The organism is Oxalobacteraceae bacterium OTU3CAMAD1 (assembly GCA_024123915.1).
GTDB lineage: Bacteria > Pseudomonadota > Gammaproteobacteria > Burkholderiales > Burkholderiaceae_D > Rugamonas.
This window is the reverse complement of sequence record CP099650.1, coordinates 80,334-106,685: the sequence shown is the minus strand read 5'-3', so window position 1 is coordinate 106,685 and position 26,352 is coordinate 80,334. Positions and strand designations below refer to the sequence as shown.

Genomic DNA, 26,352 nt, shown 5'->3' with positions numbered 1-26,352 from the left:
GAAGCGAAAGCCGCGATCATCCCACTTCCGCGCTTGACACAAATGACATCGATGGTGGAATATCTGCCAATGTCTATGGATACCAACCCCGCCACCTCGGCCATCGCCACCCCGGCCATCGACGTCTGGATACTAGTGCTGCCGCGCTTCGCGCTGCTCGACGCCACTGGCCCCGCCCAGGTGTTCTCCACCGCCAACGACGAGGCGCGCGACGCCGGCCGCCCCCCGCCCTACCGTATACATATGGTGTCGCCCGACGGCGGCCTGGTCACGGCAGCCGCCGGGGTGACGGTGCTGACCGAGCCGCTGCCCACCGCCGGCCTGCCCGGATCGACGCTGATCATGGTGGGCGGGCGCGGCGTGGAGGACGGGTCGCATCCAGCGTTGACACCGGACCTGGTGCGTTGGGTGGCGCAGGCCGGCGGCGGCGCGGACGCCGTCGCGCGTTGCTGCTCGGTCTGCACCGGGGCCTTCCTGCTGGCGCGCACCGGATTGCTGGACGGGCGCCGCGCCGTCACCCATTGGCAGGACGCGGCCCAGCTGCAGGTCCAGTTCCCGGCCATCACCGTGCAGGACGACGCCATCTATATCAAGGACGGCACGTTCTATAGCTCGGCCGGCATCGCCGCCGGCATCGATCTGGCGCTCAGCTTGGTCGGCGAGGACCAGGGCCGCGACTTCGCGCTGGGCGTGGCCAAGCGGCTGGTGGTGTTCTTCAAACGCCCCGGCGGTCAGCGCCAGTTCAGCTCCGAATTGCTGGCCCAGGCCGACCCGCAAGGCTTGCACGGCCAGCTGACGGCGTGGCTGCGTCCGCGCCTGAAGCAGCCGATCGATGTCGACCAGATGGCGGCGGCGTTCGCGCTGTCGGTGCGCTCGCTGCACCGCAAGCTGCAACAGGAGGCGGGCGTGTCGCCGGCACAACTATTGCTGCGGCTGCGGATGGAATGCGCCTGCGCGCTGCTCGAGCAACCCGGCATGACCGTCAAGCGCGCCGCCGTCCAGAGCGGCTTTAGCAGCGAGTACAATCTGCGCCGCGCCTTCGCCGCGCAGCTGGGCGTGGTGCCGAGCGAGTACCAGGCGCGCTTCGGCTAAAATTCGCCAACTTCGGCCAACAGCGGCCGAAAACTGAACAAAGGGACGGCATGCGGGGATTTGAAACATGGGTGGCGCGGGTGCTGCTGCTGAACAGCGCGCTGACCCTGGGCGTGAGCCTGGGCCTGCTCGGCGCGCCGCAGGAGGCGGACGCGTTGCCGATCCTGTTCGGTGTCGGGCTGTTCGGGTTCCTGGCCGCAGTGCTGTCGCTCAAACGCTGGAAGAGCGGCCTGTGGGGCGGCATGCTCTATTACGCGGTGCAGCTGGTCAGCTATTTCCCGCACGACGGCGGCTGGCAATATAGTGTCAAGGCCGGCGTCAGCATCGGCCTGGTCATGCAGTTTTCGAACGCGACGCTGGTGCTCAACATGGTCGCTCTGGCGTTGATGGCGGCCACCGTGGCCGTGCTCGCCTGGCGCATGCGCGCCGTCCCCGCCCGCTGAACCCGGCGTCATTCTCCTTCCTTCCTGGCACCCCGCCCGCCGCCTCCGGCGATGCGGCGGCGGCCGTGCGGTAGCCGCCGTTGTTTTGACTCTTGGTTATCTGGGACGTCACGCTCCCGTCACGAAATCACAGTAACATCTTTAACAAAATTTCCTTCGCGAATTAATATCGCACACTATTTTGTTGCACGGTGTCAACGCGCAATATATCTTTTCAGCAAGCCAACATGATTGAAAGAACATGATTGGCGCCGCCGGAATATTGCTTTGCGGCAGGTTGCGAGCAAGCTACATTCGCCGAAATAAATTCTTGTTGGAAATTAAGTCGGATATACTTGCTCTTAATACGCTCGGTTCAGGTGCTCCCCAAGCCCTGTTCAGGGGCTAAAAAAGTCAATGATTTCAAGTGCTTGGGGCGCTTTTAATACATGGCCGAGAACGTCGAGATTTTTTATTCCCCGTAGCAACAAGTTTGTTTAGTGAAAGATTCACTCCGGTCGCCTTGTACTCGAGTGGAGCAGAATCGCCGTCCGCCCAGTTCGCCTAACGGTGTCGCGGATGATGCACGAAACAATTTGTGACGAAATTTAAGTTGAAATGCGGCAAATCGCCACCGTTTGCTAAAGTTGACACTTTTGTTGACGTTAAGAATGTGTGAGCGGGATTTTTTGCGCCTGTAGCAACGGATTAGCAGCAAATACATAGTTATAAAACGGCAAATGTGCCACTGACGGAAGCTAAGGATTCGACGGGTAGGGCCGTCGATCCCGCTTTTTCGGACAGATCGAATGAGCGCCCTTTAGGAGAAATGCAATGAGCGTCGTAACCAGTTTGACCACGGAACAGATCGCAAGTCTGACTACCCAGCAGATCAGCACGATCTCAACAGCCGATTTTGCAGGGCTCAATTCCGACCAGATCGGTGCGCTGACCACTGTCCAGGCTTCCGTCCTCAGTTCGTCGCAACTGGGCGCCATTGCCACCAATGCCGTGGCCTCGCTGGTGACGGCCGACATCGCCGCGCTGAGCACCAACGCGCTCGCCGGCCTGAGCACCGCGCAAATCAAGGTGCTGGCCACCGACCAGATCGTCGCGCTGACGACCAACCAGGCGTCGGCGCTGTCGACGACGCAAGTGGCCTCGCTGTCGACCGACGGCATCGTCGCCCTCGAAACGGCTGATTTCGCCGCACTGAAGACCGCCGCCGTCGCTTCGCTGACGAGCGTCCAGATCAAGGCCCTGACCACCGACCAGATCGTCGCGCTGACGACCGCCGGCGCCAACGCGCTGACCACCGCGCAAGTATCCAATTTCAGCACCGACGCCATCGCCGCGCTGCAAACGGTCGACGTCGCCGCCCTCAAGACCAGTGTGATCGCCTCGCTGTCCTCGGTCCAGGTCGGCGCGCTGACCACCGACCAGGTCCAGGCCCTGGCCACCGCCACCCTGGTGGCGCTGAGCACCTCCAATATCGCCAACGGCCTGACGACCGACCAGATCGTCGCCATGACGTCGGCCCAGTTCGCCAGCCTGAGCACCGCCCAGATCGGCGCGTTGTCGAGCAACAGCATCGCCGCCATCCAGACCGCCGACATCGTCGGCATCAGCACCGCCGGCATCGCCGCGCTGAAATCGAACCAGGTCGCCGGCCTGAGCACCGACCAGGTCGCTACGCTGTCGAGCAACCAGATCGTCGCCATGACCACGGCCACCATCAAGGCCCTGAGCACCGACCAGATCGTCGCGCTGACCAGCAACCAGGCCGCCGCGCTGACCACCCAGCAAGTCGCCTCGCTCGGCACGGACGCCACCGCCGCGCTGGAAACGGCCGATTTCGCCGCGCTGAAGACCGCCGCCATCGCCGGCCTGTCGACCAACCAGATCCGCGCCCTGACGACCGACCAGATCGTCGCGCTGACCACCGCCGAAGCGAACGCGCTGACCAGCGCCCAAGTTGCTGCCCTGAGCACCGACGCCGTGGCCGCCATGCAGACGGCCGATCTGGCCGCCCTGAAGACCGCCTCGTTCGGCGCGCTGAACTCGAGCCAGGTCGCCGCCATGACGACCGACCAGGTCAAGGGCCTGTCGAGCGCCCAGTTCGCCGCGATGAGCACCGCCAACATCGCCAACGGCCTGACGACCGACCAGATCGTCGCCATGACGTCGGCCCAGTTCTCCGGCCTGAGCACCGCCCAGATCGGCGCGTTGTCGACCAACAGCATCGCCGCGATTGAAACGGCCGACATCGTCGGTATCAGCACCGCCGGTATCGCCGCGCTGAAATCGAACCAGATCGCCGCCCTGGTCACCGACCAGATCGCTACCTTGTCGAGCAACCAGATCGTCGCCCTGACCACCGCCGGCGTGCGTGGCTTGACCACCGACCAGGTCGTCGCGCTGACCACGGCCCAAGCCGCCGCGCTGACCACCCAGCAAGTCGCCGCCTTCAGCACCGACGCCATCGTCGCGATCGAAACGGCCGACTTCGCAGCGCTGAAGACCGCCGCCATCGCCGGCCTGTCGACCAACCAGATCCGCGCCCTGACGACCGACCAGATCGTCGCGCTGACGACCGCCGAAGCCAACGCCCTGAGCAGCGCGCAAGTGGCCGCCCTGAGCACCGATTCGGTCGCCGCCATGCAGACCGCCGACCTGGCGGCCTTGAAGACCGCTTCGTTCGCCGGCTTGAATTCGAGCCAGGTGTCGGCCCTGACGACCGACCAGGTCAGAGGCCTGGCCACCGCCCAGCTGTCCGCGCTGAGCACCGCCAACATCGCCAACGGCCTGACGACCGACCAGATCGTCGCCATGACCTCGGCCCAGTTCGCCAGCCTGAGCACCGCGCAGATCAACGCGCTGTCGACCAGCAGCATCGCCGCGATTGAAACGGCCGACATCGGCGGTATCAGCACCGCCGGCATCGCCGCGCTGAAATCGTCGCAGATCGCCGCCCTGGTCACCGACCAGATCGCGACCCTGTCGACCAACCAGATCGTCGCGCTGACCACCGCCGGCGTCCGTGGCCTGACCACCGACCAGGTCGTCGCGCTGACCACCGCCCAAGCGGCCGCCCTGAGCACCCAGCAGGTCGCCGCCTTCGGCACCGACGCCGTCGCCGCGCTGGAAACGGCCGACTTCGCCGCGCTGAAGACCGCCGCCATCGCCGGCATGACCACCAGCCAGATCCGCGCCCTGACGACCGACCAGGTTGTCGCGCTGACGACCGCTGAAGCGAACGCCCTGAGCAGCGCGCAAGTCGCCGCCCTGAGCACCGATTCGGTCGCCGCCCTGCAGACCGCCGACCTGGCGGCCCTGAAAACCGCCTCGTTCGCCGGCCTGACCTCGAGCCAGGTCGCCGCGCTGACGACCGACCAGGTCAACGGCCTGGCCACCGCCCAGTTCGCAGCGATGAGCACCACCAACATCGCCGCCGGCTTGACGACCGACCAGATCGTCGCCATGACGTCGGCCCAGTTCGCCAGCCTGAGCACCGTGCAGATCGGCGCGCTGTCGACCAACAGCGTGGCCGCCATCCAGACCGCCGACATCGTCGGTATCAGCACCGCCGGTATCGCCGCGCTGAAATCGTCGCAGATCGCCGCCCTGGTCACCGACCAGATCGCCACGTTGTCGACCAACCAGATCGTCGCGCTGACCACCGCCGGTGTCGCCGGCCTGACCACCGACCAGGTTGTCGCGCTGACCACCGCGCAAGCCGCAGCGCTGAGCACCCAGCAAGTTGTCGCGATGAGCACCAACGCGATTGCCGCGCTGGAAACGTCCGACTTCGCCGCACTGAAGACCGCCGCCATCGCCGGCCTGACCACCAACCAGGTCCGCGCCCTGACGACCGACCAGGTCGTCGCGCTGACGACCGCCGAAGCCGGCGCGCTGAGCAGCCAGCAAGTGGCCGCCCTGAGCACCGACGCCGTCGCCGCCCTGCAGACCGTCGATCTGGCAGCCTTGAAGACCGCCTCGTTCGCCGGCCTGACCTCGAGCCAGGTCGCCGCACTGACGACCGATCAGGTCAACGGCCTGGCCACCGCCCAGTTCGCAGCGATGAGCACCGCCAACATGGCCAACGGCTTGACGACCGACCAGATCGTCGCCATGCGCTCGGCGCAGTTCGCCAGCCTGAGCACCGCCCAGATCGCCGCGCTGTCGAGCAACAGCATCGCCGCGATTGAAACGGCCGACATCGTCGGTATCAGCACCGCCGGCATCGCCGCGCTGAAATCGTCGCAAATCGCCGCCCTGGTCACCGACCAGATCGCCACGTTGTCGACCAACCAGATCGTCGCCCTGACCACCGCCGGTGTCGCCGGCCTGACCACCGACCAGGTCGTCGCGCTGACCACCGCGCAAGCCGCCGCGCTGAGCACCCAGCAAGTCGTTGCGATGAGCACCAACGCCATCGCCGCGCTGGAAACGTCCGACTTCGCCGCGCTGAAGACCGCCGCCGTCGCCGGCCTGACCACCAACCAGGTCCGCGCCCTGACGACCGACCAGGTTGTCGCGCTGACGACCGCCGAAGCGAACGCCCTGAGCAGCGCCCAAGTGGCCGCCCTGAGCACCGATTCGGTGGCCGCCCTGCAAACGGCCGACCTGGCCGCCTTGAAGACGGCTTCGTTCGCCGGCCTGACCTCGAGCCAGGTCGCCGCGCTGACGACCGACCAGGTCAACGGCCTGGCAACGGCCCAGTTCGCAGCGATGAGCACCGCCAACATCGCCAACGGCTTGACCACCGACCAGATCGTCGCCATGCGCTCGGCGCAGTTCGCCAGCCTGAGCACCGCCCAGATCGGCGCTCTGTCGAGCAACAGCATCGCCGCGATTGAAACGGCCGACATCGTCGGTATCAGCACCGCCGGCATCGCCGCGCTGAAATCGTCGCAGATCGCCGCCCTGGTCACCGACCAGATCGCTACCCTGTCGACCAACCAGGTCGCCGCGCTGACCACCGCCGGCGTATCGGGCCTGACCACCGACCAGGTTGTCGCGCTGACCACTGCCCAAGCCGCCGCGCTGAGCACCCAGCAAGTTGTTGCGATGACGACCAACGCCATCGCCGCGCTGGAAACGGCCGACTTCGCCGCGCTGAAGACCGCCGCCGTCGCCGGCCTGACCACCAACCAGATCCGCGCCCTGACGACCGACCAGGTTGTCGCGCTGACGACCGCCGAAGCGAACGCCCTGAGCAGCGCGCAAGTCGCCGCCCTGAGCACCGATTCGGTGGCCGCCCTGCAAACGGCCGATCTGGCCGCGCTGAAGACCGCCTCGTTCGCCGGCTTGAATTCGAGCCAGGTCGCCGCGCTGACGACCGACCAGGTCAACGGCCTGGCCACCGCCCAGTTCGCCGCGATGAGCACCGCCAACATCGCCAACGGCTTGACGACCGACCAGATCGTCGCCATGACGTCGGCCCAGTTCGCCAGCCTGAGCACCGCCCAGATCGGCGCTCTGTCGAGCAACAGCGTCGCCGCCATCCAGACGGCCGACATCGTCGGTATCAGCACCGCCGGCATCGCCGCGCTGAAATCGTCGCAGATCGCCGCCCTGGTCACCGACCAGATCGCTACCCTGTCGACCAACCAGATCGTCGCGCTGACCACCGCCGGCGTATCGGGCCTGACCACCGACCAGGTTGTCGCGCTGACCACCGCGCAAGCCGCCGCGCTGAGCACCCAGCAAGTTGTTGCGATGAGCACCAACGCCATCGCCGCGCTGGAAACGGCCGACTTCGCCGCGCTGAAGACCGCCGCCGTCGCCGGCCTGACCACCAACCAGATCCGCGCCCTGACGACCGACCAGGTTGTCGCGCTGACGACCGCCGAAGCGAACGCCCTGAGCAGCGCCCAAGTGGCCGCCCTGAGCACCGATTCGGTCGCCGCCCTGCAAACGGCCGACCTGGCCGCCTTGAAGACCGCCTCATTCGCCGGCCTGACTTCGAGCCAGGTCGCCGCGCTGACGACCGACCAGGTCAACGGCCTGGCCACCGCCCAGTTCGCAGCGATGAGCACCGCCAACATGGCCAACGGCCTGACGACCGACCAGATCGTCGCCATGCGCTCGGCGCAGTTCGCCAGCCTGAGCACCGCCCAGATCGGCGCTCTGTCGAGCAACAGCATCGCCGCGATTGAAACGGCCGACATCGTCGGTATCAGCACCGCCGGTATCGCCGCGCTGAAATCGTCGCAGATCGCCGCCCTGGTCACCGACCAGATCGCGACCTTGTCGACCAACCAGGTCGTCGCGCTGACCACCGCCGGTGTCGCCGGCCTGACCACCGACCAGGTTGTCGCGCTGACCACCGCGCAAGCGGCCGCCCTGAGCACCCAGCAGGTCGCCGCCTTCAGCACCAACGCCATCGCCGCGATTGAAACGGCCGACTTCGCCGCGCTGAAGACCGCCGCCGTCGCCGCGCTGTCGACCAACCAGATCCGCGCCCTGACGACCGACCAGATCGTCGCGCTGAGCACCGCTGAAGCGAACGCCCTGAGCAGCGCCCAAGTGGCCGCCCTGAGCACCGATTCCGTGGCCGCCCTGCAAACCGCCGATCTGGCCGCCTTGAAGACGGCTTCGTTCGCCGGCTTGAATTCGAGCCAGGTCGCCGCGCTGACGACCGACCAGGTCAACGGCCTGGCCACCGCGCAGTTCGCAGCGATGAGCACCGCCAACATCGCCAACGGCCTGACCACCGACCAGATCGTCGCCATGACGTCGGCCCAGTTCGCCAGCCTGAGCACCGCCCAGATCGGCGCTCTGTCGAGCAACAGCGTCGCCGCCATCCAGACGGCCGACATCGTCGGTATCAGCACCGCCGGCATCGCCGCGCTGAAATCGTCGCAGATCGCCGCCCTGGTCACCGACCAGATCGCTACCCTGTCGACCAACCAGGTCGCCGCGCTGACCACCGCCGGTGTCGCCGGCCTGACCACCGACCAGGTTGTCGCGCTGACCACCGCGCAAGCGGCCGCCCTGAGCACCCAGCAGGTCGCCGCCTTCAGCACCAACGCGATTGCCGCGCTGGAAACGTCCGACTTCGCGGCATTGAAGACCGCCGCCGTCGCCGCGCTGTCGACCAACCAGATCCGTGCCCTGACGACCGACCAGGTTGTCGCGCTGAGCACCGCCGAAGCGAACGCCCTGAGCAGCGCGCAAGTTGCCGCCCTGAGCACCGATTCGGTCGCCGCCCTGCAAACCGCCGACCTGGCCGCCTTGAAGACGGCTTCGTTCGCCGGCCTGAACTCGAGCCAGGTCGCCGCGCTGACGACCGACCAGGTCAACGGCCTGGCCACCGCCCAGTTCGCAGCGATGAGCACCGCCAACATGGCCAACGGCCTGACGACCGACCAGATCGTCGCCATGCGCTCGGCGCAGTTCGCCAGCCTGAGCACCGCCCAGATCGGCGCTCTGTCGAGCAACAGCATCGCCGCGATCGAAACGGCCGATATCGTCGGTATCAGCACCGCCGGTATCGCCGCGCTGAAATCGTCGCAGATCGCCGCCCTGGTCACCGACCAGATCGCTACCCTGTCGACCAACCAGGTTGCCGCGCTGACCACCGCCGGTGTCGCCGGCCTGACGACCGACCAGGTCGTCGCGCTGACCACCGCGCAAGCGGCCGCCCTGAGCACCCAGCAGGTCGCCGCCTTCAGCACCAACGCGATTGCCGCGATTGAAACGGCCGACTTCGCCGCGCTGAAGACCGCCGCCGTCGCCGCGCTGTCGACCAACCAGATCCGCGCCCTGACGACCGACCAGATCGTCGCGCTGAGCACCGCCGAAGCGAACGCCCTGAGCAGCGCGCAAGTGGCCGCCCTGAGCACCGATTCGGTGGCCGCCCTGCAAACGGCCGATCTGGCCGCGCTGAAAACCGCTTCGTTCGCCGGCTTGAACTCGAACCAGGTGGCCGCGCTGACGACCGACCAGGTCAACGGCCTGGCAACGGCCCAGTTCGCAGCGATGAGCACCGCCAACATCGCCAACGGCCTGACCACCGACCAGATCGTCGCCATGACGTCGGCGCAGTTCGCCAGCCTGAGCACCGCCCAGATCGGCGCTCTGTCGAGCAACAGCGTCGCCGCCATCCAGACGGCCGACATCGTCGGTATCAGCACCGCCGGCATCGCCGCGCTGAAATCGTCGCAGATCGCCGCCCTGGTCACCGACCAGATCGCCACGTTGTCGACCAACCAGGTCGCCGCGCTGACCACCGCCGGTGTCGCCGGCCTGACCACCGACCAGGTTGTCGCGCTGACCACGTCGCAAGCGGCCGCCCTGAGCACCCAGCAGGTCGCCGCCTTCAGCACCAACGCGATCGCCGCGCTGGAAACGGCCGACTTCGCCGCGCTGAAGACCGCCGCCGTCGCCGGTCTGTCGACCAACCAGATCCGTGCCCTGACGACCGACCAGATCGTCGCGCTGAGCACTGCCGAGGCGAACGCCCTGAGCAGCGCCCAAGTGGCCGCCCTGAGCACCGACGCCGTCGCCGCCATGCAGACCGCCGACATCGCCGCGCTGAAAACGGCTTCGTTCGCCGGCTTGAACTCGAGCCAGGTCGCCGCCCTGACGACGGATCAGATCAAAGGTCTGGGCTCGGCGCAGTTCGCCGCGATGAGCACCGCCAACATCGCCAACGGCTTGACCACCGACCAGATCGTCGCCATGACGTCGGCGCAGTTCTCCGGCCTGAGCACCGCCCAGATCGGCGCGCTGTCGACCAGTAGCGTCGCCGCGATTGAAACGGCCGACATCGTCGGTATCAGCACCGCCGGTATCGCCGCGCTGAAATCGAACCAGATCGCCGCCTTGGTCACCGACCAGATCGCGACCTTGTCGAGCAACCAGGTTGTGGCCCTGACCACCGCCGCCGTCCGTGGCCTGACCACCGACCAGGTGGTGGCCCTGACCACGGCCCAGGCTTCGGCCCTGAGCACCCAGCAGGTCGCCGCCTTCAGCACCGACGCCATCGCCGCGCTGGAAACGTCCGACTTCGCCGCGCTGAAGACCGCCGCCGTCGCCGCGCTGTCGACCAACCAGATCCGCGCCCTGACGACCGACCAGATCGTTGCGCTGAGCACCGCCGAAGCGAACGCCCTGAGCAGCGCCCAAGTGGCCGCCCTGAGCACCGATTCCGTGGCCGCCCTGCAGACCGCCGATCTGGCCGCCTTGAAGACGGCGTCGTTCGCCGGCTTGAATTCGAGCCAGGTCGCCGCGCTGACGACCGACCAGGTCAACGGCCTGGCAACGGCCCAGTTCGCAGCGATGAGCACCGCCAACGTCGCCAACGGCCTGACGACCGACCAGATCGTCGCCATGACCTCGGCCCAGTTCGCCAGCCTGAGCACCGCCCAGATCAGCGCGCTGTCGACCAACAGCCTGGCCGCCATCCAGACGGCCGACATCGTCGGTATCAGCACCGCCGGTATCGCCGCGCTGAAATCGAACCAGATCGCCGCCCTGGTCACCGACCAGATCGCGACCTTGTCGAGCAACCAGGTTGTCGCCCTGACCACCGCCGGCGTCCGTGGCCTGACCACCGACCAGGTCGTCGCGCTGACCACGGCCCAAGCAGCCGCCCTGAGCACCCAGCAGGTCGCCGCCTTCAGCACCGACGCGGTCGCCGCGCTGGAAACGGCCGACTTCGCCGCGCTGAAGACCGCCGCCGTCGCCGGTCTGTCGACCAACCAGATCCGCGCCCTGACGACCGACCAGGTCGTGGCGCTGACCACCGCCGAAGCGAACGCCCTGAGCAGCGCGCAAGTGGCCGCCCTGAGCACCGATTCGGTCGCCGCCCTGCAAACGGTCGATCTGGCAGCCCTGAAAACGGCCTCGTTCGCCGGCTTGAATTCGAGCCAGGTGGCCGCGCTGACGACCGACCAGGTCAACGGCCTGGCAACGGCCCAGCTCGTCGCGATGAGCACCGCCAACATCGCCAACGGCCTGACGACCGATCAGATCGTCGCCATGACGTCGGCCCAGTTCGCTAGCCTGAGCACCGTCCAGATCGCCGCGCTGTCGACCAACAGCGTCGCCGCCATCCAGACGGCCGACATCGTCGGTATCAGCACCGCCGGTATCGCCGCGCTGAAATCGAACCAGATCGCCGCCCTGGTCACCGACCAGATCGCGACCTTGTCGACCAACCAGGCTGTCGCGCTGACCACCGCCGGCATCCGCGCCCTGACCACCGACCAGGTCGTCGCGCTGACCACCGCCCAAGCGGCCGCCCTGAGCACCCAGCAGGTCGCCGCCCTGACCACCGACGCGGTCGCCGCGCTGGAGACGTCCGACTTCGCCGCGCTGAAGACCGCCGCCGTCGCCGGTCTGTCGACCAACCAGATCCGCGCCCTGACGACCGACCAGGTCGTCGCGCTGACCACCGCCGAAGCCGGCGCCCTGAGCAGCCAGCAAGTGGCCGCCCTGAGCACCGACGCCGTCGCCGCCCTGCAAACGGTCGATCTGGCCGCGCTCAAGACCGCCTCGTTCGGCGCGTTGAACTCGGCGCAAGTGGCCGCGCTGACGACCGACCAGGTCACCAGCCTGGCAACGGCCCAGCTCGGTGCACTGAGCACCGCCAACTTCGCCGTCGGCCTGACGACCGACCAGATCGTCGCGATGACGTCCGCCCAGTTCGGCAGCCTGCGCAGCGCCCAGGTCAACGCGCTGTCGAGCAACAGCATCGCCGCGATTGAAACGGCCGATATCGCCGCCATCAGCACCGCCAGCATCGCCGGCCTGCGTTCGGCGCAGATCGCCGGGCTGACCACCGCCCAGGTGGCCACCCTGACGACCGCGCAGATCGTGGCGCTGAGCACCGCGGCGTTCCGCGCCCTCGGTTCCGACCAGGTCGCCGCGCTGACCACGGCCCAAGCCGCTTCGCTGAACACCCAGCAAGTGGTGGCCCTGACCGTCGAGGCGATCGCCGCCATCGAAACGGCCGACCTGGCCGCTCTGAAGTCGAGCGCCATCACCGGCCTGTCGAGCGCCCAGATCCGCGCGCTGACCACCGACCAGGTGAGCAGCCTGTCGACCGCCGGCATCACGGCGCTGACCACCTCGCAGGTGGGCAACGCCCTGACGACCGACCAGATCGTGGCGTTGACGTCCAACCAGGTTGGCGCGCTGAGCTCGTCGCAAGCGACGGCGCTGAGCACCAGCAACCTGGCCGCGCTGGAAACCCAGGACATCGTCGGTCTGAAATCGTCGGCGATGGCCGCGCTGCGCACCGTCCAGGTCGCCGCGTTGACCACCGACCAGATCACCGCGCTGAGCACCGCGCAAGTGTCGGCCCTGAGCACGGCGGCGTTCGGCTTCGGTCTGACCACCGACCAGGCCGTGGCGCTGTCGAGCAACCAGCTCAACTCGCTGAGCACCGCGCAGATCCGGGCGTTGTCGACCAACAACCTCCAGGCGCTGGAAACGGCCGACATCGCCGCCCTGAAAACCTCGTCGATGGCAGCGCTGAGCACCGCCCAGTACATGCGCATCACGACCGATCAGATCAAGGCGATGACGACGACCCAGTTCGCCGCGATCACCACCGCCCAGATCCACGTGCTCACCAGCGCGCAGGTCCAGGCGATGAGCACCGACCAGATCAAGGCGCTGCCGACCTTCACGCCGATCGTGCTCGATCTGAACGGCAACGGTATCGACACCCTGAACGTGTCGGCCGGCGTCCAGTTCGACATGCTGGCCAACGGTCAGAAAGTGAGCACCGGCTGGGTTGGCGGCGGCGATGGCCTGCTGGCACTCGATCGCAACGGCGACGGCGCGATCGACAGCGGCGCCGAGCTGTTCGGCTCGGGCACCACCTTGGCCAACGGTCAGAAAGCGGCCACCGGCTACCAGGCCATGGACGAGCTCGACACCAACGGCGACGGCACCATCGACGCCAAGGATGCGCAGTTCTCCAACCTGCGTGTCTGGGTGGACGGCAACGCCGACGGCGTCAGCCAGGCCGGTGAACTCAAGTCGCTCGCCGACCTGAACATCACCAAGCTGAACCTCGACGCCAAGCAGGACGTGTCGCTCAACAACGGCAACTTCGTCGGTATCACCTCGACCTACGAAACCGCCGACGGCGCCACCCATGTCGCGGCCGACGTCTGGTTCGCGGCCGGCGCGGCCAGCACCAACCTGACCAGCTCGGTCAGCGGCCTGGCTTCGGCGATGTCGAGCTTTGGCGCGGCGACCGCGTCCACCACCGTGACCAAGCTGGAAATGCCTTCCAGCACGAACACGGCGGTGGCGGCGATGGCCAGCGCGATCAGCAACTACGACACCAAGCTGAGCGCCGTGAGCAACTCGGTCTCGACCGAAGAGACCTTGCGACTGAAGGCCCTGCAGGGCGGGCATCACCAGGGCATCCTGGCCGCCAAGTAAGCCTAAGTAGTCTCAACGCCAAGACGGCAAGCCCTGCGGGGCTTGCCGTTTTTTTTGGTTAGCCCGCACGGCCAACCAGGGTCGGACCCCGATGGGTCCGACCCTTAAGTGGTGACGCTGGCGTATCGCTAAAAGGAGGTTGGGGTTGATCCGGCTTTTGATGCGCCGAACAGCGGGGTAAACCTGCTTGTGCTTCTAAACAACAAAAGGCGTTTGCGGGCTCTGCGCTGGGTTAGAATCCGAAGGCTGGAACGATAGTGCGCGAAGGCAAGCTTCGCCCGCCCAACCGGCCCAGTTCTTTCCCATACATCAGGCCTATGCACGATAAATTTCCCCATACCGCGATCCAGTGTCTGACCGCCATCGCGCAGCATCATGGTCTGCAAATCAATCCCGAGCGGCTGATCGACGACTATGCGCTGCGCGCGGAGGAACCGGGCGACGGCGCGCTGCTGCGCATCGCCTCGGATATCGGTTTGAAAGCCAAGGCGGACAAGCTCACCTGGTCGCGGCTGATGGCGCAGGGCGGCGTGTTCCCGCTGATGGCGCGCCTGATCGACGGCAATATGATCATCGTGGTCGGCGTCAAGCCGGCCGACGTGGTGGGCCATCCGGGCGCCGAGGACCAGGTCGCCGTGCTCAATCCCGCCAACGCCAACGCCACCGTGGTCATGGTCGCGCGCGGCGAGTTCGAGAAGCGCTGGGCCGGCGAAGTGCTGTTCATCAAACGCCAGCACAAGCTGACTGACCCGAACCAGCCGTTCGGGCTGCGCTGGTTCATTCCCGAAATCCTCAAGCAGAAGGCCGCCTTCCGCGACATCTTCATCGCCGCCATCGCCATGCAGTTGCTGGCGCTGGCCTCGCCGATCTTCTTCCAGCTGGTGATCGACAAGGTGCTCACGCACCAGAGCGTGACGACGCTGCAGGTGCTGGCCGTGGGCATCATCATGGCGCTGACGTTCGACGCCACCTTCGGCTTCCTGCGCCAGACCTTGACCCTGGCCGCGTCCAACAAGATCGACATGCGCCTGACGCGGCGCGTGTTCGCCCACCTGCTGTCGCTGCCGATCGACTTCTTCGAAACCACCAGCGCCGGCGTGGTCACGCGCCACATGCAGCAGCTGGAAAAGATCCGCAGCTTCCTGACCGGGCGCCTGTTCTTCACCGCGCTCGACCTGATCGCGCTGCTGGTGTTCGTGCCGATCCTGTTTAGCTATTCCTTCAAGCTGGCGATGATCGTGCTGCTGTTCGCGGCCATGATCGGCGGCATCGTGCTGGCCATGGTGCCGACCTTCCAGCGCCGCCTCAACGCGCTGTACTCGGCCGAGGGCCAGCGCCAGGGCATGCTGGTCGAGACCATCCACGGCATGCGCACGGTGAAAGCGCTGGCGATCGAGCCGTCGCAGCGCCGCATCTGGGACCAGCGCTCGGCCGAGGCCATCACCATGCACTTCCGCGTCGGCCAGATCTCGATCGCCGGCAACGCCGTCACCGATTTCCTCGGCAAGCTGCTGCCGGTCACGCTGATCGTCGTCGGCGCCGCCGACGTGTTCGACCAGACCTTGTCGGTCGGCGGCCTGATCGCCTTCCAGATGCTGGCCGGGCGCGTGACCGGCCCGCTGATTTCGCTGGTCGGCCTGGTCAACGAGTACCAGGAGACGGCGCTGTCGGTCAAGATGCTGGGCGAGGTGATGAACCGCGCGCCGGAGGGCCGCGCCGGCGCCAACGGCCTGCGTCCCGTGCTCGAAGGCGAGATCAAGTTCGACGCCGTCACCTTCCGCTATCCGGGCGCGCAAGCCATGGCGCTCAACAAGGCCAGCTTCACGATCGAGCAGGGCACCGTGGTCGGCATCGTCGGCCGCAGCGGCTCGGGCAAGACCACCCTGACCAAGTTGATCCAGGGCTTGTATCCGGTACAGGAGGGCATCGTCCGCTTCGACGGCATCGACGCCCGCGAGATCGAGCTGTCGCACCTGCGCCGCCAGATCGGCGTGGTGTTGCAGGAGAACTTCCTGTTCCGCGGCACCGTGCGCGAGAACCTGTCCGTCACCAAGCCCGACGCCACGTTCGAGGAACTGGTCGCGGCGGCGGCGGCGGCCGGCGCCGACGAATTCATCGAACGCCTGCCGATGGGCTACGACACCGTACTGGAAGAGAACGCCTCCAACCTGTCGGGCGGCCAGAAGCAGCGCCTGTCGATCGCCCGCACCCTGGTGGCGCGGCCGCGCATCCTGATCCTCGACGAGGCGGCCAGCGCGCTGGACCCGGAAAGCGAGGCCATTTTCATCGGCAACCTGTCGAAGATCGCCGTCGGCCGCACGGTGGTGATGATTTCGCACCGCCTGTCGACCCTGGTCAACGCCGACAAAATCATGGTCATGCAGCAGGGCAGCCTGATGGATGCGGGCCGTCACGAAGAACTGCTTACACGTAGCGAAACTTACCAGCACCTATGGAACCAGCAAACAAGTCACCTTTAAGCTTCAAGCGCCGCAAGGACGAGACCGAGATCGAGTTCCTGCCGGACGCCGACGCCATCGAGCGCGGTCCGCTACCGCGTTCCGTGCGGCTCACCCTGCACGTGCTGCTGTTGGCGTTCATCGCGTTCATCCTGTGGGCCTGCTTCTCGCCGGTGGAGAAGATCGTCATCGCCCACGGCCGGCTGGTCAACCCGCTGCCCAACATCATCGTGCAGCCGCTCGAGACGTCCATCATCCAGAGCATCGACGTGCGCGTCGGCCAGATCGTCAAGAAGGGCCAGGTGCTGGCCACGCTCGACCCGACCTTCACCGCCGCCGACGAGTCGCAGCTGCGCATCCGCCTGCAAAGCCTGGACACCCAGGCCGCCGGCCTGCGCGCCGAATTGTCGGGCAAGGCCGGCGCCGCCGTGACCAGCGGCTCGAGCGCCGACGCCCAGCTGCAGTCGCAGCTGTCGAGCGAGCGCAAGGCCAACTTCGAGGCGCAGAAAACCAAGATGGACCAGAACATCGCGCGTCTGCGCGCCGGCCTGGAGACCAACAAGCACGACCAGGTGATCCTGGCCCAGCGCGTCAAGGCGCTGCGCGAGGTCGAGGCCATGCAGGAGCAGCTGATGGCCGAGCAGTTCGGCGCCAAGATGCACCTGCTGGAGGCGCGCGACCGCCGCTTGGGCGTCGAGCGCGACATGGACATGCAGCGCAACAAGGCGATCGAGATGGCCAGCGAGCTGGCCTCGGCCGAGGCCGAGCGCTCGGCCTTCGACAAGAGCTGGCGCCAGAAGGCGATGGAGGATTTGCTGACCGCCTCGCGCGACCGCGACGGCATCAACGAGCAGCTGGCCAAGGCCGACAAGCGCCTGAAGATGATCCAGATGGTGGCGCCGGCCGACGGCGTGGTGCTGGAGATCGGCAAGCTGTCGGTGGGCTCCATCGTGCGCGAGGCCGAGGCGCTGTTCACGCTGGTGCCGCTGGGCGCCGAGCTGGAGGCCGAAGTGCAGATCGATTCGCTCGACATCGGCTATATCAAGACCGGCGCCGTCACGCACCTGAAGGTGGACGCCTTCTCGTTCATGAAGCACGGCATGTTGGAAGGCAAGGTGCGCACGATCAGCCAGGATTCGTTCAAGCGCGACGCCGCCGACAAGAACGGTGGCGGCATGGACGCCTATTACCTGAGCCGCATCCAGTACACCGGCGAATTGAAGAAAATGAACGAGGGTACGCGCCTGCTGCCCGGCATGACCGTCTCGGCCGAGATCGTGGTCGGCCACCGCACGGTGATGTCCTACCTGCTGTATCCGCTCACGCGCGCGCTCGACGAATCGATCCGCGAACCCTGACGCCGGGGCTTTCCCGTTTTTCCCTTCCCCAAAAAAAACGGGCGGCACGCGCCGCCCGTTTTCACTTCCCTCTGCTACATCAGAAGCGGTAACCGACACCCGCGCCCAGCAACAGCGGGTCGGCCTTGACGCGGCTGGCCTTGGCGCCGCCGACGTAGACATCGCTGCGGATCTGTACCTGCTTGATGTCGAAGTTGAGCGACCAGTTCTTGTCGATGGCGTAGTCGACACCCGCCTGCAGCGCCAGGCCGACGCTGTCGTGCTCCAGGCTGGCGCCGCCGTCCAGCAGCTTGACCTTGGAGAACACGGTGTAGTTCAAGCCGGCGCCGACATACGGCTTGACCGGCGAATCCAGCGCGAAGTGGTACTGCAGCAGCAGGGTGGGCGGCAGGTGCTTGAAGGTGCCGATGTTCTGGCCGTCGAGCATGACGTCGTGCTTTTGCGGATAGGTCAGCACCAGCTCCGCCGCCCAGTTCTTGGTGAAGAAATAGGAGACGTCGAATTCCGCGATGGTCTTGTCGCTGATGGTCAGGCGGTCCGACGCGCCGACGCCGCCGACGGCATCGGACTTGTTGGCCATGTCCAGATTGACGGCGCGCGCGCGCACCAGCCATGGCGTCTCCTGTGCCACGGCGTTGCCGGCGAGGGTGCTCAGGGTACCGATCGTTGCGAATATCAATGCTGCTAAAGGCTTGTTCATTTCACTTCCTTGGTTCGTCGTTGTGTCCCGGATGCTACGAATATTCTCGGCGTTGGGGCATGGCGCGAGCTGCGCAAGTGTGCCCGAGCGCGCTTGCGCTCGCCATCGGGATAGTTTGATTTTTTGGTAAGGCGATCCCTATTTGCCGGTGCGGAATGGGAGGGGGCGGAGGCGCGACGGGACCGGGCGCGCCGCGCCCGCATTGCCTACGGCACTTTCAGGATTTCCTTGGTGTTAACAGCAAGCTTTCCTGATGGTGCGGTTGATAACTAACCTCGATACTTCGTCTCCATCGCCAAGACCTCCTCCTGGCGTCTCACTTCCCTTTTGGACCACGCAATGAAAAAATTTCTGACTCTCGCGGCACTGGTAATCTGCCTGCCTATCACCGCCATGGCGGCCAATAAAACGAACGTCCACGGCACCGCCGCGACGGCCGCCGCGAACACCCGCGTCATCAAAGTGCTGCCGAAGACCAAGCACGTCAACGTCAACCAGGGTGACACCGTGAACTTCGTCGTCGGCGACAAATCGTTCGCATGGCATTTCGATACCCTGCGCGCCAGCACCAGCTTCCCGCTGTCGAAGATCGCCCCGAAAGAAATCGACACCCACCGCGTGCGCGTGTACGTCTCCCCGAACCCGCTGTACCACGGCGGCTAAGCAGCACCCCTCCGATTCATCCACTACTAAGGAATAACATGCGCTACTGGACCATCCTTCCATTCGCCTGCATTATGTTGGCGGGAAATACCCATGCCGCCGGCAGTGAAGCCTGCCATCCATCGTCGGAAAAGGAAATCGCCGGCCTGTTCGACCGTTGGAACGCCTCGCTGCAAACCGGCGATCCGGACAAGGTCGTGGCCAACTACTCGGAGAACTCCGTGCTGCTGCCGACCGTGTCGAACACGCCGCGCATGACGGTGGAAGAAAAGAAGGATTACTTCGAGCACTTCCTGAAGAACAAGCCGTTCGGCACCATCAACAGCCGCCGCATCAAGATCAAGTGCAACAGCGCGGTTGACGCCGGCCTGTACACCTTCAAATTCGCGGATGGCAAGGAAGTCAAGGCGCGCTACACCTACACCTACAAATGGTACGGTACGGAATGGCTGATCACCAGCCACCACTCGTCGGGCATGCCTGAAAAAGAATAAGCGCGGTTCGCTTGCTCCAAAGATCCGACCTGGGTGCCCAGGCCGGATTTTTTTTTGCCATCTTCAGCCGCCCATCAGGCTGGCGATGACGGCGTCGACGTTGTCGACCGTCAGCGGTTGGTACAGCACCTCGCGATGCCGCACGATGGCCTCGTCGGTGACCTTCGAATAATCGAGCTTCACCATCTTCTCCACCACCGCCGGCGCGTAGCGCTGTTTGATCACCTTGGCCGGATTGCCGCCGACGATGGTGTATGGCGCAACATTCTTGGTCACCACGCTGCCGGCCGCGATCACCGCGCCCTGGCCGATGGTGATGCCCGACATGATCAACACCTGCATGCCGATCCAGACATCGTCGCCGACCACGATCGCGCCCTTGGTGGTCGATTCCAGCCCCTCGCCGAAGAACTTGACCCGGAACGGGAAGGTGGACACGCCCTCGTAGGGATGGTTGCCGCCCAACATGAAGGTGACCTCGTCGGCCAGCGACACGAAGCTGCCGATGGTCAGGCTTTCGTCCGGATGGCCGTAGGCGATCACGCGCAGCGGACCGTAGCTGCGCCGTCCCACCGTCACCTTGCTGAAATCGAACGGCCCGGCCGACAGGGTCAGGTCGGTGTGGTTGTGCGGATTGAGCGCGCGCCAGTAGGCGCGTTTTTGGTCTTCATACGACGGTTGCGGGGCCGGTGGCGCGGCAGGCACGGGCGCGGGCGCCGGGGCCGCGCGCGGCGGCACGTCGTGCGGCAGGTCGCGGATCGCTTCGTAGAAGTAGTCGTCGTCGACGTAATCCTGCATGTGCTCGTAGAAGCCGGTCTTGTCGAAGGCGTTGTTCTGGTCGAAGTAGTAGGGAATGATGTGACGCAGCAGTATCACCTTCTTCTCCTGCTCGAACACGAGCCGGCTCAGCAAGCCGTTGTTCACGTATTCCTTCAGCAGTCCCAGGTAATTGCGGCCGAACACCTCGGCGATGTTGTAGCCGCTCTTCTTTGCCACAGGCTGGCCGATGAAATACACGTCGAACAGGACGATGGCGCGCTTGCCCTGGGCCAGCAGCCGGAACAGCACATCGGCATGGATCAGCTTGAGCTCCGGATAGCGCACGAAGTCCGGCATCACGCGGAACTCCTCGCGCCAGACGCCGAAGCCGCCCATCCACGTGGAAAAGTAGGACACCCGGCTGATGAACTGGTCGAAGCTGGTCATCACCTCGAGCGCGTTGCCGGCCTTCTGGTTGCCGTTGGTGAAGGTGATCACCGGCCGCTCGGCCGCCGTGGCGCGCACCACCTTGACGATCTCGGCCAGCGCGCCGTCGATCACCGCCAGGTTATCGTTGTGCAGCTTGAGGAACTGGCCGTTGCCCATCTTGAGCGCGGCCTCGAAGTTGAGGTCCGGCAGGATGGTCTCGGGGTGGCGGTGGTAGTGGATCTTGCCGGGGAAGGCGGCGGCGAACTCCGCCACCACCGCCCCGGTGTTGTCGGCCGAGGCGTTGTCGGAGATGATCAGCTCGATCTCATCGCCGTCGGCGAAGGCCGCCTGGCAGACGATGCTCTCCAGGGTCAGGCGCAGCATCTCGCCGCGATTGTAGGTGGGAATGCAGATCGACAGGACGACGTTGGAAGAATCCATGTGGGCGCGGCCTTTCGATCAAGCCGGCTGCGCGTAGCGGCGTATCAGTTCGGCGTGGCGTTCCGGATGCAGGAAGAAGAAGTTGTTGGCGACGGTGTTCTCGTCCATCGCGGCGAACGGCAGCAGGCGCCCGCCCTGGGCCGTGAACGACTGGTAGCCCAGGTTGCGGAACAAGGTGAAGATCTCGTTCGGATCGTAGTTGAACTTGGCGGACCACTTGCGCAGGATCTCGGCCAGCACGGCCGGCTTGTCGCGCGCGATGGTCGCGTGGCCGCCCTGGAACACCAGCAGCTCGGCGCCCTCGACGTCGCACTTGATGAAGTCGACGCGGGTGCCCGTTTCGGCGGTGAAGTCGTCCAAGGTGCGTACCTTGCACTGGGCGGTGGCGATGTCGTCGCGGCCCGTCAGGTTGACGGCCGAGGCGTTGCCCGAGCCTTCCGGGTAGTAGTAATAGGTGAATTCACCGGCCTGGCTGGACAGGCCGAAGTTGTGCGCCTTGACGTTGGCGCAGGCGTTCAGCGACAGGTTGGTGGTCAGCGAGGCGTAGGTGGTCGGAATCGGCTCGAACGCGTACACGTTGGTGCGGCGGCGCGAGGCGGCGATGTTGATCGAGTACCAGCCGATGTTGGCGCCGATGTCGAAGAAGTTGTCGCCGTCGGCCACCAGGTTTTCCATCATGCTCGATTCTTCTTTTTCGTAGTCGAAGAAGTTGAGCGTCTCCACCGGCGCGATGCGGAAATCGACCGGGCTGCAGGAGATGCGCACGCCACGGTCGCGCGAGGTCATGATGACGCGGCCGTCCTCGATCTCGATCTTCTTGACGTTGGTCTGCGCCAGATAGCCGGAGTAATCGAACAGCGCCGCGTGGTGCTCCTCGAACATGGTGCGGATATAGGTTGGCTTGTCGATGGCGCCGGCCTGGAATTGGGCCAAAGTGTCGTTCAGTTTGATCATCGCGTGCTCTTGATGGAGGGTTGAATTAGGTGGAAGCCTGCGGGGAGGCCGGCGTCTGGGACTGCAGGAAGGAATCGATGGTGCGGCGGAAGCCCTGCGCGACGCCGGTCGACGGCGACCAGCCCAGCGCCGCCACCTTCTCGATCGCGGGGCAGGAGCGGGCGATCGGACTGGCCAGGTAGGCGTTGCTGGCCGGCGCCACGTTGAAGCGCGTGCCGATGCCGCGTTCCGGATACAGGCCCGCCAGCAGGGTGGCCAGGTCGCGGATCGACAACTCGGCGTCCGGGTTGCCGACGTTGTAGGCCTCGGCGCTGGCGCCGCGCAGCAGCACCGTCAGGAAGCCGATGGTGGCGTCGGCGATGTAGCAGAACGGCCGCAGCGCGGCGCCGTCGCTATTGAGCACGATGTCGCGCCCGACTACGACGTCGGCGACGAAATCGGCGAACACGCGGCCGTCGTCGAGCGCCATGCCGGGACCATAAGTGTGGAAGGGCCGCACCACGCTGGCGTGCAGGCCGTATTGCTTGGCCCACGCGACGCACATGGCTTCGCCCATGCGCTTGCTTTCGCCGTAGCAGGCGCGCACGTTCATCGGATCGAGGTAGCCGTAGTCGGTTTCGGCGACGGCGCGCTGCGGTTCGCGCGGCACGCCATACACCTCGCCGCTGCTGAAGAACAGGAAGCGCGCCTGGTGGCGGCGCGCGTGCTCCAGCAGGTACTGGGTGCCGCTGGAATTGGCCAGCAGGGTGCCGACCGGATCGACGCCATAGAATTTGGGGCTGGCCTGGCTGGCGGCGTGGATGATCACGTCTGCGGCCGGGAAGTCGGCCGGCGGTGGCAGGCCTATGTCATGCTCGAACACGGAAAAATCCGGCGCGCCGATGCAGCCGCCCAGGCGAGTCGCCACGCCGGCGGCGCGGCGCACCACGCACACGACGCGCAGCTCCAGGCCGCGCAGGCGGCTGGCCGCCAGCAGTGCCTTGACCACATAGGCCGCCAGGAAGCCGGCGCCGCCGCTGACCATCACCGTCTTGCCGCGCAGGTCCTCCCACGGCAGATCGGCGGCGGCGATCGCCTCCAGGTCGGCGCGGATGATAGCATTGGCTTCGGGCAGGGATGACGTCATTGGCTTTGTCATCCGGTCAGGAACCTTGCTGGGTGCGCGGTTCGGCGAACCAGCGGTAGGCCTTGTCGACGGTTTCCTCCAGCGTGCGGCTTTCGCGCACGCCGAGCCGGCGTTCGGTGAAGCTCAGGTCCGGGTACAGGTCGTCGCCCTGGCGCTGGCGCTCGGTGAGGTTTTTCTGCGCGGTGTTGAGCGCCACGCGTGGACGCGGCGAGACGCGCTCGCCGATCAGGCGGACCAGCTCATTGTGGGTGACCGGGGTGGCGCTGCCGAGGTTATACACCTCGCCGTCGACGCCCTTGACCAGCGCCGCCAAGGTCCACCAGGCGGCGTCGCTGCCATACAGGTAGCTGCGGCGCGCGCTGCCGTCGCCGTGGATGCGGATCTCGCCGCCGGTCAACACGTCGCGCAGGAAGTTGTTGATCGCCCACGGGCGGTCCAGCTCTTGATAAGCGCCGGTCAGCGTGAAGGGGCGCACCGTCGATACGGGCAAGCGGTACTGGCTGCGGAAAATCGCCGCCGTCATTTCGGCGGCGCGCTTGGCGTCGGCGTAGACGGTGTGCAGCTGGCCGGCCGGCAGCGGGAAGCAGTCGCTCTCGCTCAATGGGCCGGGGCGCTGCGGCGGACCGGCCACCAGGCAGGAGCTGACGTTGACGAAGCGCAGCAGGCCGTCGAGCTGCGAGGCCGCCTCCAGCGCGTTGGCGATGCCGGACACGGTGGTCTGGAACACCCGCAGCGGGTCGGAGGCGTGCACCCGGTTGTTGGGAATGCCGGCCGCGTGGATCACGTAGCTGGTGCTGCGCGCGAATTCGAACGAGGAGCGCACGTCCTGCGAGCGCGCGCGGATATCCAGCCGTCCGGCCAGGTGCGGATAGCGCTGCTGCCATTCCGTGATGTTGCGGGCGTAGAGGTCGAGCGTGATGCCGAGCTGGTATTCGTCGTTGAGCGCGGCGACCACTTCGGCGATCCAGGTGCCGAGGAAGCCGGTGCCGCCGGTGACGGCGATGTGCTGGCGCGCCAGCGCGGCGCGGATTTCCGGCTGGTCGGCGCAGGCGGCCAGGGCGTCCTGGCGCATTTCGGCAAAGTGTGGGTCGGCCATGGTTTAACCTTTCAAAGCTGCTGCGTTTTTCTCGGCGAGGTCGCGCGCCACCTCGATGATCAGGCTTTCCTGCCCGGCCACCGCGTTGCGCTTGCCCAGGCCGAAGAAGATGTCGCGCGGGTCGACCTGGTAGTCCTTGGCCGCCTGCGCGACCGGCTTGGCGAAGCCCGAGAACACGCCGGCCAGGCCGGAGACGATCGACAGCGGCGAAATCGACGGCGCCACCGGATTGAATTCCTTCTCTGCGATGTCGGCCGCGTCGAGGATCTTGTACAAGTCGATGCCGGTCTCGAAGCCGAGGCGTTCGAACACCGCCACCAGCACTTCGAGCTGGGTGTTGCCGGCGCCGGCGCCGAAGCCGCGGATGGTGCCGTCGATGATGGTGGCGCCTTCGTTGACGGCGGCGACCGAGTTGATGACAGCCATGCCCAGGTTGTTATGGCCGTGGAAGCCGACCGGGATCGACAAGCCGTTGACCAGCGTGGAGATGCGTTCCTTGACGTCGTCCGGGAAGTAGGCCCCGGCCGAATCCATGATAACGATCGCCTCGGCGCCGTAGGACTCCATCTTCTTGGCTTCCTCCAGCAGGGTGGCCGGCGTCGCCATGTGGCTCATCATCAGGATGCCCCACGCTTCCTTGCCGGCCTGGCGCACGTAGTGGATGTGGCGGTCGGTGATGTCGGCCTCGGTGCAGTGCGAGGCGACGCGGAACAGGTCCACGCCCAGTTCGACGGCGCGCGACAAATCCTTCTTGATGGTGCAGAAGCCGGGGATCACGTGGATGCCCAGGCGGGTGTTCTTCAGGTGCTCGCGGGTGACCGTCAGGATCTCGTCGTCGGTCAGCCGGCATTCGCCGACCAGCATCGACGAGGCACCCAGGCCGTTGCCGTGGCCAACCTCGATGATCGGCACGCGCGCCGCTTCGGCGGCCTGGCAGTAGGCGATGAAGGCTTCGCGGCTCAACTGGTGGCGCACGGCGTGGTTGCCGTCGCGCAGGGTCGGATCGCTGATCAGGATTTTCTTAGCCATGCTTGCGCTCCTCGGTGTTTTTTTCATGACGGGCGGCGGCGATCATTTCCGCCATCGCGATGGCGGCGCAGTTGATGATATCCAGGTTGCCCGCGTATTGCGGCAGGTAGTCGCCGGCGCCGACCACCTTGATGGTGGTGACGACGCGCCCGCCCTCGACGGTGGGCGGCACCACCAGGGCGTAGCCCGGCACATAGGTCTTCAGTTGGGCGACCATGGCCTCGACCGAGGCGCGGATCGCCGGCAGGTCCGGATTGGCGATCTTGGCGTAGATCGTGGTCTGCATGTCAATCGGCGGATTGGCCGGGTTCAGGATCAGGATCGCCTTGGCGCGCTGGGCGCCGGAGAAGCGCTGCAGCGCGTCCTCGGTGGTCTCGATGTATTCGTCCAGGTTGGCGCGCGTGGCCGGGCCGGCCGAGCGCGAGGCGATGCTCGACGCCACTTCGACGTATTCGATATCGGCGTGCACCTGGCCGATGGCGGCGGCGATGGGAATCGACGACTGGCCGCCGCAGGTGATCATGTTGATATTGCGGCCGCCCGCGTCGAGCGTGCCCTGGGCGTTGATGGCCGGGATGCAGAATTCGCCCAGCTTGGCCGGGGTCATGTCGATCACGGTCTTGCCCAGTTTATCCAGCGCGGCCCAGTGGCCGATGTGGGCCTGGGCCGAGGTGGCGTCGAACACCACGTCGCAGATCGACGGATTGGCGAGGATGGCCTCGATGCCGCGGTCCGAGATGGGCACGCCCAGCTGGCTGGCGCGCTTCATGCCGGCCGAATTGAAATTGCGCCCGGCGAACAGCGTGCACACCAAATGCTTGGAGCGCATCACCTTGATCATCAGATCGGTGCCGATATTGCCGGACCCGATGATGGCTATTTTCAGTTTGTCGGAGCTTGTCATCTGCTTGTACCCATC

The 26,352-nt window shown here is 66.0% G+C and carries 14 protein-coding genes; 7 read left to right on the top strand and 7 right to left on the bottom strand.

Features of this window, described 5'->3' with window-relative positions:
• Positions 1-69 precede the first annotated feature (69 nt).
• The 5 genes from NHH88_00345 (at position 70) to NHH88_00325 (ending at position 17,742) form a co-directional block, all read left to right on the top strand.
• On the top strand, positions 70-1,092 hold the full coding sequence (locus NHH88_00345) for a helix-turn-helix domain-containing protein (protein USX14284.1): 1,023 nt from the start codon (positions 70-72) through the stop codon (positions 1,090-1,092).
• A gap of 50 nt (positions 1,093-1,142) precedes the next feature.
• Positions 1,143-1,535 carry a hypothetical protein gene (locus NHH88_00340; GenBank protein ID USX14283.1) on the top strand — a complete coding sequence of 131 codons (393 nt, stop codon included), beginning with the start codon at positions 1,143-1,145 and terminating at the stop codon, positions 1,533-1,535.
• 813 nt (positions 1,536-2,348) lie between these two features.
• Positions 2,349-13,925, top strand: coding sequence for a hypothetical protein (locus NHH88_00335; GenBank protein USX14282.1), 11,577 nt, complete (start codon positions 2,349-2,351; stop codon positions 13,923-13,925).
• A gap of 317 nt (positions 13,926-14,242) precedes the next feature.
• A complete protein-coding gene (locus NHH88_00330; protein USX14281.1) occupies positions 14,243-16,405 on the top strand; it encodes a peptidase domain-containing ABC transporter in 2,163 nt (720 codons plus the stop codon).
• Complete coding sequence (locus NHH88_00325) at positions 16,378-17,742, top strand: HlyD family type I secretion periplasmic adaptor subunit (GenBank protein USX14280.1); 1,365 nt, start codon at positions 16,378-16,380, stop codon at positions 17,740-17,742. Before NHH88_00330 ends, NHH88_00325 begins: the two co-directional genes overlap by 28 nt.
• A gap of 79 nt (positions 17,743-17,821) precedes the next feature.
• Here NHH88_00325 and NHH88_00320 read toward each other — a convergent pair whose 3' ends face one another.
• A complete protein-coding gene (locus tag NHH88_00320) occupies positions 17,822-18,442 on the bottom strand; it encodes an outer membrane beta-barrel protein (GenBank protein ID USX14279.1) in 621 nt (206 codons plus the stop codon).
• 339 nt (positions 18,443-18,781) lie between these two features.
• On the opposite strand from NHH88_00320, the gene NHH88_00315 reads away from it, so the two are divergent.
• Positions 18,782-19,105 carry a CzcE family metal-binding protein gene (locus NHH88_00315; protein ID USX14278.1) on the top strand — a complete coding sequence of 108 codons (324 nt, stop codon included), beginning with the start codon at positions 18,782-18,784 and terminating at the stop codon, positions 19,103-19,105.
• A gap of 38 nt (positions 19,106-19,143) precedes the next feature.
• Entirely contained in the window at positions 19,144-19,599 is a 456-nt protein-coding gene (locus NHH88_00310) for an SgcJ/EcaC family oxidoreductase (GenBank protein ID USX14277.1), read from the top strand.
• Between the two features lie 63 nt (positions 19,600-19,662).
• Here NHH88_00310 and NHH88_00305 read toward each other — a convergent pair whose 3' ends face one another.
• From NHH88_00305 to NHH88_00280, 6 genes are read right to left on the bottom strand one after another with little or no spacing between them, the layout of a single operon-like run.
• On the bottom strand, positions 19,663-21,228 hold the full coding sequence (locus NHH88_00305) for a glycosyltransferase (GenBank protein ID USX14276.1): 1,566 nt from the start codon (positions 21,226-21,228) through the stop codon (positions 19,663-19,665).
• Positions 21,229-21,246: 18 nt separating this feature from the next.
• The gene (locus NHH88_00300; protein USX14275.1) at positions 21,247-22,182 is read right to left on the bottom strand and encodes an FkbM family methyltransferase; all 936 of its coding nucleotides are present in this window, start codon (positions 22,180-22,182) and stop codon (positions 21,247-21,249) included.
• Positions 22,183-22,207: 25 nt separating this feature from the next.
• Positions 22,208-23,308: an NAD-dependent epimerase/dehydratase family protein gene (locus NHH88_00295; protein ID USX14274.1), complete on the bottom strand. Its 1,101-nt coding sequence runs from the start codon at positions 23,306-23,308 to the stop codon at positions 22,208-22,210.
• A gap of 16 nt (positions 23,309-23,324) precedes the next feature.
• A complete protein-coding gene (locus NHH88_00290; protein ID USX14273.1) occupies positions 23,325-24,404 on the bottom strand; it encodes an NAD(P)-dependent oxidoreductase in 1,080 nt (359 codons plus the stop codon).
• A 3-nt stretch (positions 24,405-24,407) separates the two neighbouring features.
• Positions 24,408-25,433, bottom strand: a complete 1,026-nt coding sequence (dmpG, locus tag NHH88_00285; protein USX14272.1) for a 4-hydroxy-2-oxovalerate aldolase — start codon at positions 25,431-25,433, stop codon at positions 24,408-24,410.
• Positions 25,426-26,337 carry an acetaldehyde dehydrogenase (acetylating) gene (locus tag NHH88_00280; protein ID USX14271.1) on the bottom strand — a complete coding sequence of 304 codons (912 nt, stop codon included), beginning with the start codon at positions 26,335-26,337 and terminating at the stop codon, positions 25,426-25,428. The genes dmpG and NHH88_00280 overlap by 8 nt, the downstream gene beginning before the upstream one ends.
• Between the last annotated feature and the right edge of the window lie 15 nt (positions 26,338-26,352).